The organism is Erythrobacter sp. CCH5-A1 (genome assembly GCF_001557115.1).
Lineage (GTDB): Bacteria > Pseudomonadota > Alphaproteobacteria > Sphingomonadales > Sphingomonadaceae > Erythrobacter.
Genome location: NZ_LSKQ01000142.1, coordinates 1 through 9,219 on the forward strand (window position 1 = coordinate 1; position 9,219 = coordinate 9,219).

Here is a 9,219-nt window from a genome sequence, read left to right on the forward strand (position 1 = left end):
GAAATTGCGGATCGCCATCGGACTGTGATTTGCCATCCCCGGCATCGCCGTCATTACGATGCTGGCAGCAGCAGTGGGGGGCAAAAGCGCTTCATTGAAGGTCAGCGTCACTGTGCGCGTGCCAGCAACGGTCGCGCCCTCTGCCGGGGTAGAGGCGACAACGCGAGTGTGAGCAGAAGCCATCGATGGGAGTGCCAAAGGCGACGCAACCATTGCGAGAGCTGCGAAAATCGAAGCAAATTTCATTAGATTGTCCTTCATTTCAAAACCAAAATCGGATGCCGACAAGATAGTTGGTGGCACTCGGATCCTCGCCGCGGGCGCGGGCGAAGTCCGCGCCGTTCCCAATGCGCCACGTCTGTTCGATCCCGATGTAAGGCGCAAACTCGCGGATAATCTCGTAACGCAAACGCAAGCCAGCCTCGACCTTGTCGATGCCCGCTCCGACGCCAAGAATCGGAATGTCCTGGGCAGCCATGTTGATCTCAACACGAGGCTGGAAGATCAGGCGCTGTGTAATACGCTGGTCGAGCTCTGCCTCGATTCTGGCCGTAACGTCGCCGCGTTGTGAGACGAAAGCCGCCGCATCAACCTGAAAAAGATAGGGCGCAACACCCTGGATGCCCAGAACGGCATAGGTCGTATTGGGCCCTGCGAGGTCCTGGCGCACGCCAGCCTGGAGGTCCCAGAATGGCCTGATCGCACGTGAATAGAGGGCTTGAAACTCAGCGCTTTCGGGCTTGTCGCCGAAGGCTCCCTCACCTTCAGTTTTGAACCAGAAACGGCTCGTTGGACCGCCGTAATACCCCTGAAAATCCCAGATGTAGTCTTCTGCACCCTCGCGGGCATGGATTTCCAAACGATCACCCTGAAACCAGAAAACCGGAAAATCGCCGCTTTCGCGCCTGAGATCGTCTCGCGAGGCCCGCATTGCATCGGCGCCCCAGATGGCGTCGGCGGCGCGCGGAGGACCGCTCCCCGCCTCTGGCGGCGGGGGGGTTTCCATCTCGGGGCCGGGCGAGGCAGGCATGGCGCCATCCATAGCGCTGTGATCCATGGTTTCCTGCTTCATGTCGGCCATGGCATCGGGAGCCGGCATTGATCCTTCGGGCATGGCATGGCCTGCGTGTGGATCGACCGTTTCCTCTTCGGACGCGGCAGGACGATCGGGCATCACATGCCCGGCGTGGGGATCTGGCTGCTGCGGTGCGGGAGCCGGGCTCGGGGCCGGCGCCGGTGGCGGCATCGGCATTGGCATGTCATGCCCCTGATGCTGGGCCATCGCCGGTGCTGCGCTCAGGGACGCTCCCGCAAGGACGAGTGAGACGAGGGGCCGGACGTTCATGCTGCACCGCCCGGGCCGGCCACGGTCACGGTCTGCATCATGCCGCCGTGCATGTGGTAAAGCAGGTGGCAGTGAAACGCCCAGTCACCCGGCTCGTTGGCAGTAAGGTCGAACTGAGCGCTGGCGCCCGGTTGCACGATCACGATGTTCTTTCGAGGCTGATGGGCTGGCTCGGCACCATTGACCAACTCGAAGAACATACCGTGAAGATGGATCGGGTGCGCCATCATGGTATTGTTGATGAGCTTCACCCGGACGCGCTCGTTCCAGGCGAAGCGGATCGGAACATCACTGACAGAAGAGTACATTCTTCCGTCAAAAGACCACATGTAGCGGTCCATATTGCCCGTGAGATGCAGTTCGAGGAGCCGCGAAGGTTCGCGCGTGTCTCGGTTCGGCTCAAGCGCCGTCAGCATGCGATAGTTGAGCACGCGGTGCTCCACGTCCCGGAGGCCAAGACCGGGATCTCCCATCTTGTCCACCGGAGACATCGAAACCATGTCGACGCCCGGGCCCACCTTGACATCGGGAGGCAGCAGCGTTGTGTCGCGCATCTTCATGCCGGCCATGCTCATGCCGCCCATTGCCATCCCGGCCATAGTGTCATCCGAAGCGCCCATTGATGCATCAGGTGTGGCATGACCCATCGCGGCATGGTCCATGGCGCCCGCACTGCCCATCGCTTCCTTGGCACCGGTATCGGCAGAAGGCGCGCTATGGTCCATGCCACCCGAGCCGTGATCCATGCCCATGTCGCCCATCGTCAGCAGCGGCGGATCGCGCAGAGCGGGTACATCCGCCCGCGCTCCGGGACGGCTCGCCAGCATGGCCAGCGCCATTCCCGACCTGTCCATCGACTCGCCGACTATCGCATAGGCCTCGGCATTGCCCGGCGTGACAATCACATCATAGGTTTCTGCCGTGCCGATCTGAAATTCATCGACTTCAACCGGCCGGACGTTCTGGCCATCTGCGGCGATGATGGTCATTGCCAAGCCGGGAATGCGGACGTTGAAAAAGCTCTGCGCCGAGCCGTTGATGACCCGCAACCTTACGCGCTCACCGGCACGAAATAGATATTCAAGCCCCTCGGTCGGCCCTCGCCCATTGGCAAGGAATGTGTAGGTGGGGGAGCCGATATCCATGATGTCCGTGGGCATCATCCGCATTTCAGCCCACATGCGCCTCTCTTGCGCAGACAGCGGATAATCGTCGGTCCAGGTGTTCTGCTGACGATTGAAATAGCCCTCGCCGGTGCGCAGACGCTTCATGATGAAATGCGGATCGAGCACCGTGAAATCGCTGAGAAGCAGAATATAATCCCGGTCAAACTCGACAGGTTCGGGACCAGACGGATCGATGACCAGCGGGCCATAATGCCCCGACTGTTCCTGCAGCCCCGAATGGCTGTGATACCAATAGGTCCCCGCCTGCCGGATCGGGAATTCGTAGCTGAATGTCTGGCCAGGATGAATGCCAGGGAAACTCACGCCGGGAACACCATCCATATGAAATGGAACGAGCAGGCCGTGCCAATGGATTGACGTGTCCGAACCCAGTTCGTTCGTGACATTGAGACGGACGTTCTGCCCTTCGCGCAAGCGGATCAGGGGGCCGGGCACGCTCCCGTTGACCGCGACACCCGGACCACGCCGCCCTTCGACGATACGATGACCGCTACCCACGGTCAGATTGATCACTTCGCCGGAAAGCTCACCGAACCCGGCGGGAATGAGCGGGCCACCCCGACCGTGTCCGCCTCCCTGATCGCGGTGAATGTTGTGACCCTGCGCCCATGCAGGCACTGTGGCAAAGGCTGAAGCGGCACCGAGGCCTGCAATCAGGTGGCGGCGGGTAAGGATCGGAGTGTTCATACAAGCATATACGCGCCTGATGCGGACACCCCTCAAATTTTTTCGCGTCTCTCGACTTTTGCAGTGATGAACTACGCTAGCAGGGCGGAATCGGTTGCTGCGCAGGATAGGCGGCAGCTCGGGGCGATCAGCGCACTTGTTTGCGATGGCCGCTGTGCATGACGATGACCAGCTTTATCGGCCAGACGCACTGGCTCACTCGGGGTCAGCCCATAGTCCCCGCGCCTAAATTCGGCGGCCAGTGGTCATTTGCTTTCGAGATTTGCTTTCAATCGGGCTCGCGCGCGATGCAGACGCGTCTCGACCGCCTTTTCGCTTACCCCCAGCACAGCAGCCGCTTCTGACTGACTTAGCCCATCAATCGTGCGAAGCACGAGCGCTTCCCTGAGCCGTGACGGAAGGCGCGAGATAGCGGCTGAAACCCGCTTCAGTTCAGCCCGGCTCTCTGCCTGCACATCGGAGGATATGGCGTCATCGGCGACCTCGAATGCGAGCTCGAGCGGTTCTGCCCGAACGAAAAATGCCCGGGCTTTTCGTCTTCGCGACCAGTCGCGACACTTGTTGAGCGCGATACGCTTCAGCCAGAACAGGAATGGTCGGTCATGATCATATTTTCCAAGTGAAGCGAATGCTGCAACGAACGTCTCCTGCGTGAGGTCTACTGCTTCTTGAGAATCCCCAACCGACGCAGCCACGAACCGGAAGATTTTCTCGCGGTAGCGTGCCAGCAGTTCCCGGTAAGCATCCTGACGACCAGCAAGTGCGAGAACCGCAAGTTCGCTGTCGCTCCCCTGGCTGAGCGGGAAAGTCACTGCACTTCTGGTGTCAGCGCTTTTGTTACGGTACGGTCAAACCGTGCTGCCTGGTCGGGCGTAAGCACCGCGCGCATGGCAAAAAGATGCTCCAGCGTTTCTTTTTGCAGTTCGCCCATTACCCGATGGGTGTGATCGACCGCAGCCGAAACCTCCGGCCCGTAGCCGTGTTCGGCCTCCATCGCTTCGGCAAGATGGGCATTGGCGGCGCGCATCTCGAGCTCGAGTGCTTTCCGGCGGGTTGAAAAACGGCGTTCAATCAACTCGATTTTTGCCGCCTGCTGCGCGTCAAGGTCAAGCTCGCTGTGCAGGAGCGCATGCAACTCCGTCTCGTTCTCGCCTGTGCTCGCAAGCAGCTCACGGCCAATATACGTACCCCCGAGAGCGGCCCCGAATGCAACAAGCCCAATCACAAGCAGGCGCTTTGTCCAGGTCATGCATGAACGTCCAGCAGCGTGGAGGGCGCCAGGGGATTGTCGGGCGAAAAAGGCGAAAGTGGCTGGGCTATCGCGGGGCTGGCATCCGCCAATGTACCGGAGATGACGCCGAGCACTAACGCAAACGCGCCGGCCAGGCCCATCAGCCGGGATCCGGCACCAACTTCGCGCCGATGTGCCTCCAGACCTGCGAACACGGCCTCGTCGATCATAGCGAGGTGCGCGGGAATGGGCTGTGCAGCAAGGGCCCGCAGCGAATGGTCAAGGTCATACATTTACAATCTCCCGGACGTTCATTTCACATACGCATCTTATGATAAGATCCCTCAAAATATTTTTGCCCAACAATCGTGAGGGATAATGCGGCGACATGCGTATCAGTGTGTGTGGACAAAGGGATCGATCGCAAAGTCGGCGACTTGCCGTGATTGACAGTACGAGGATACAGCATGAGCGAAACCCCAACTTTCACTCCGGCTGCAGGCCGATTTGCGTCGACAAAATTGTATGACCGCGGCGTGGCACTGCTGACGCGCGAACGTCGCTGGCGCAGTGCCTTGCTGGATCTGCTTGACCCCAAGGCTGGGGAAACGATCCTCGATGTGGGGTGCGGGACCGGATCCCTTGCGATCCTCATGAAGCAGCGCGAACCCCAAGCCAATATCATTGGCCTTGACCCTGACGGGGAAGCCTTGGCGATCGCAAGAGAGAAAGCCGCAGTCGCAGGCGTTTCCATCGAATGGAAGAGGGGTTTCGCGCAGGATGCGGTAGCCTGCGGCCCGGCCGACAAGGTCGTGTCGAGCCTCGTATTCCATCAGGTGCCACTCGAGGGAAAGCGAACGGGGCTCGCCGCGATGTTCGCCGCTGCTGCCCCCGGCGGCAAAGTGTTCGTTGCCGATTACGCCCGGCCTACCAATTGGATCATGCGACAAGCCTTTCGGATTATCCAGTTGATCGACGGACAGACCGACACCCAGCCCCATGTCGAAGGTTTCCTTGAGGCGGAGCTCGGAAAATTTGGTGGCCGCAAGGTCTCGGCAGGCTTTCGATTGGATACACCGACAGGGACGATTTCGATCTTTGTTGTGCCAAGGAATGAAGACATCATGAAAGGATTGCACTAATGTTCAAGAAGTTCGCGATTTTGCTCGCTCTGATGTCGTCATCCGCCTTGGCGGCTAACGACATCGTCATGCACCGTGATCCGGGCTGCGGATGTTGCGAAAAGTGGGCCGCACAGGTGCGCTCAGCGTTCGGTCGCAAAGTCCAGGTCATCGATGACCGGCAACGATCAAGCTTGCAGCGCAAGATTGGTCTGCCAGCAGACCTGGTGTCGTGCCATACCGCGCTGATCGACGGCATGGCCTTTGAAGGTCACGTTCCCATTGCCGACATGAAGCGCGTTCTTGCCACCAAGCCAAAGGGCGTGAAGGGCTTGGCAGTGGCTGGCATGCCGCTCGGTTCGCCGGGAATGGAAGCACCGGGCCGCCCAAGAGACAGATACCATGTCTTTGCTTTTGGCACAGCCAGGCCGACAATCTTCAAGAGCTACTAGGAGCGAGTCTTGATGGCAGAGCATTGAGAGACAAGGCCAGGCGTCAATGATGCTGGATTGGCGACGAATCTCTCGGCTGCTGGGCCGAGATCGTGTCGCAACATGCAACAGACTAGCCAAGGGACATGATTATGACCGAGACACCGCGTCACCATGGTGAGGATGCTGATCCTCACTCCACAGCAGAAAAGATGGCGACGGATCCGGTCTGCGGGATGAGGGTCAATCCTGAAACCACAAAGCATGTCGTGACCCATGCTGGAGCCCATCACTTTTTTTGCAGCGCGGGCTGTCTTACTAAGTTCACTGCCGATCCTGGCCGGTACATAAGCGGTTCACCGCGACTGGACAGTCCTGTTCCTGATGGCGCAATCTGGACCTGTCCGATGCATCCGGAGATCCAGCAGTCCGGCCCAGGAAGCTGCCCCATCTGCGGCATGGCGCTCGAGCCGATGACCCCGACCCTCAGCGATGGGCCATCGGACGAATACAAGGATATGAAGCGCCGCTTCGTGTTCGGCCTCGTGCTTGCCTTGCCGGTGGTCGCGCTCGAAATGGGTGGGCACATGACAGGCCTGCGTCATGTTCTGGACGGAAAACTTGCAAACCTGATCCAGATGGTGCTGGCAACACCTGTGGTTTTGTGGGCGGGCTGGCCATTTTTCGAGCGCGGTTGGGCATCGATCACAAGTCGCAGCCTCAACATGTTTACGCTGATTGCCATGGGGACCGGGGTCGCCTGGATCTACAGCATGGCCGCCTCTCTGGTGCCGGGAATATTTCCGGCAGCGTTTCGCTCCGAAGACGGTTCGGTTGCTGTCTATTTCGAAGCCGCAGCGGTTATCACGGTGCTCGTCCTGCTTGGCCAGCTGCTTGAATTGCGTGCCAGGGAGACGACCAGCGGAGCTATCCGCGCGCTGCTCGATCTCTCTCCCAAGCTCGCACGCAGGATTCGCGACGACGGCGGCGATGAAGAGATCACTCTGGACCAGGTTCTTGTTGGCGACACCTTGCGGGTGCGCCCCGGAGAGAAAGTACCTGTCGATGGTGCAGTCATTGAGGGGCGAAGCACAATCGACGAATCCATGGTCACAGGCGAATCGATGCCGGTCACCAAGGAAGCAGGTTCCAAACTGGTTGGCGGTACAATCAATCAGACCGGGGGTCTGGTCATGCGTGCGGAACGAGTCGGGCGCGACACCATGCTCGCGCGCATTGTCCAGATGGTCGCAGATGCCCAGCGAAGCCGGGCGCCGATCCAGCGGCTTGCCGATACCGTTTCCGGCTGGTTTGTGCCGATAGTGATCGCGGTCGCTGCTATAGCCTTCGTCTCCTGGTCACTGGTCGGACCGTCACCGGCTATGGGTTATGGCTTAATTGCGGCGGTAGCCGTCTTGATCATCGCGTGCCCTTGCGCACTCGGTCTTGCCACGCCCATGTCGATAATGGTGGGTGTCGGTCGCGGCGCTCAGTCTGGGATCCTGATCAAGAACGCTGAAGCCCTCGAGCGCATGGAGAAGATCGACACGCTGGTGGTCGACAAGACCGGAACACTGACGGAAGGCAAGCCGGCTGTCGTTGCCATCGAAACCGCTCGCGGCTTCGATGAGGACGATCTTCTTCGCCTTGCCGCCAGCCTTGAACGCAGTAGTGAACATCCGCTGGCGTTGGCGATTGTACGCGAAGCCGAAATCAGAGGCCTCGCGATCAGCGAGCCGACCAATGTCGATCAACCCGTCGGCAAGGGCATCATCGGCCTGGTCGATGGCCGCAGCCTCGTTGCGGGCAATGCTCGTTTTCTTGGCGAACAGGGTATCCAGCTCGGCGACCTTGCGGAGCGCGCAGATCACCTGCGCAGCGAGGGCGCAACAGCCATTTTTCTTGGCATCGACGGTCAGGCCGCCGGCGCCATCGGGATCGCCGATCCGGTCAAGCAGACGACGCCCGCAGCGCTCCTTGCTCTGACTCAAGCAGGCATTCACGTGATCATGCTGACAGGTGACAATCGCGTCACCGCCGAAGCAATCGCCCGGCGGCTCGGCGTTGCGGATGTTGAAGCCGATGTCTTACCGGATCAGAAAAGCGCGATCGTGAAACGGCTGCGGGATGAAGGGCGGATTGTCGCCATGGCCGGAGACGGCGTAAACGATGCACCGGCATTGGCCGCAGCTGATGTGGGCATCGCGATGGGTTCGGGGACCGATGTCGCGATCGAGAGCGCCGGCGTAACCTTGCTGAGAGGTGATCTGACCGGGATTGTGCGCGCCCGCCGCCTCAGCCATGCTACCATGAAAAACATCCGCCAAAATCTGTTCTTTGCCTTTGCCTACAATGTCGCAGGCATTCCGGTGGCAGCGGGAATACTCTATCCCGTATTCGGGATCATGCTGTCACCCATCATTGCTGCTGCGGCCATGGCGCTGTCTTCGGTGAGCGTGATCGGCAATTCGTTGCGGCTTCGACAGATTTCTCTGTGACTTCTACGAAGACAGACTTCTCGCTTTCCGGGTTTTTCACTTCTGCCGGGCCGCGACCAATGAAGATAATCACTACGCCTACGCCACTCCACTACGATAGAATGATCCTCAAAGATCGGGGAAAGTTGGCGCAGTATCACCCGCCGTCGACTGTCAGCTTAGATTTGGACACCGCGTGTCAATTAGCGAGGGTGCAGCAGGATGCAGGCTTTCGGGACCCAAGTTCGAACACCAAATCAATCGAACACTGGCGTGGCAGTGGTTCGCTCTTGCTCAGCCCTCTGAAAACGGGGCCATTCGCGGCTAAAGTTTTCCGCTGTAGACATCCCTGGCTGGGCGAGGAGGTTTGGCGTGAAGGCATCGAAGTTCACGGACGCGCAGAAGGCGTTCGTCATCAAGCAAGGTGAGGAAGGAACGCCGGTCGCTGAGGTCTGCCGCAAGGCGGGGATCAGCCAGGCGACCTACTTCAACTGGAAGAAGAAATACGCGGGGTTGCTGCCGACGGAGATGCGGCGGCTGCGCGAGCTGGAGGACGAGAACAGCCGGCTGAAGAAGATCGTCGCCGACCTGACACTCGACCGGGAGACGCTGCAGGATATTGTCCGCCGAAAGCTCTGAGGCCGGATCGGAAGTGCGAGCTAGTTCGCAGGATGCTGGCGGACTGGGGCTTGTCGATCCGCAGGGCTTGCCGGGTACTGCCGTTCGACACTTCCAGTTAC

9 protein-coding genes and 1 pseudogene are annotated in these 9,219 nt (G+C 59.8%); 4 read left to right on the plus strand and 6 right to left on the minus strand.

Annotated elements, in window-relative coordinates:
• From AX708_RS19855 to AX708_RS07850, 6 genes are all read right to left on the minus strand, one after another.
• Positions 1-288: copper resistance protein CopC (locus tag AX708_RS19855; RefSeq protein ID WP_233999624.1), on the minus strand; the 288-nt coding region annotated here is incomplete at its 3' end.
• Positions 263-1,081 (minus strand): copper resistance protein B, encoded by an 819-nt coding sequence (locus tag AX708_RS07830; protein ID WP_369815607.1) that lies wholly within the window; start codon positions 1,079-1,081, stop codon positions 263-265. The genes AX708_RS07830 and AX708_RS19855, both read right to left, overlap by 26 nt.
• A gap of 260 nt (positions 1,082-1,341) precedes the next feature.
• Entirely contained in the window at positions 1,342-3,219 is a 1,878-nt protein-coding gene (locus AX708_RS07835; RefSeq protein WP_081096424.1) for a copper resistance system multicopper oxidase, read from the minus strand.
• A 245-nt stretch (positions 3,220-3,464) separates the two neighbouring features.
• The gene (locus AX708_RS19860) at positions 3,465-4,031 is read right to left on the minus strand and encodes an RNA polymerase sigma factor (protein ID WP_081096425.1); all 567 of its coding nucleotides are present in this window, start codon (positions 4,029-4,031) and stop codon (positions 3,465-3,467) included.
• Positions 4,028-4,468: a periplasmic heavy metal sensor gene (locus AX708_RS07845; RefSeq protein WP_066530748.1), complete on the minus strand. Its 441-nt coding sequence runs from the start codon at positions 4,466-4,468 to the stop codon at positions 4,028-4,030. Before AX708_RS07845 ends, AX708_RS19860 begins: the two co-directional genes overlap by 4 nt.
• Positions 4,465-4,743 carry a hypothetical protein gene (locus tag AX708_RS07850; RefSeq protein WP_066530750.1) on the minus strand — a complete coding sequence of 93 codons (279 nt, stop codon included), beginning with the start codon at positions 4,741-4,743 and terminating at the stop codon, positions 4,465-4,467. Before AX708_RS07850 ends, AX708_RS07845 begins: the two co-directional genes overlap by 4 nt.
• A 243-nt stretch (positions 4,744-4,986) precedes the next feature.
• On the opposite strand from AX708_RS07850, the gene AX708_RS07855 reads away from it, so the two are divergent.
• The 4 genes and pseudogenes from AX708_RS07855 to AX708_RS07870 all read left to right on the plus strand — a co-directional run.
• Complete coding sequence (locus AX708_RS07855) at positions 4,987-5,592, plus strand: class I SAM-dependent methyltransferase (RefSeq protein ID WP_233999625.1); 606 nt, start codon at positions 4,987-4,989, stop codon at positions 5,590-5,592.
• The gene (locus tag AX708_RS07860) at positions 5,592-6,023 is read left to right on the plus strand and encodes a DUF411 domain-containing protein (RefSeq protein ID WP_197426148.1); all 432 of its coding nucleotides are present in this window, start codon (positions 5,592-5,594) and stop codon (positions 6,021-6,023) included. Before AX708_RS07855 ends, AX708_RS07860 begins: the two co-directional genes overlap by 1 nt.
• Before the next feature lie 125 nt (positions 6,024-6,148).
• Positions 6,149-8,500, plus strand: coding sequence for a heavy metal translocating P-type ATPase (locus tag AX708_RS07865; protein ID WP_155646392.1), 2,352 nt, complete (start codon positions 6,149-6,151; stop codon positions 8,498-8,500).
• A gap of 351 nt (positions 8,501-8,851) precedes the next feature.
• Positions 8,852-9,219, plus strand: a pseudogene (locus tag AX708_RS07870) (transposase); the annotation flags it as partial.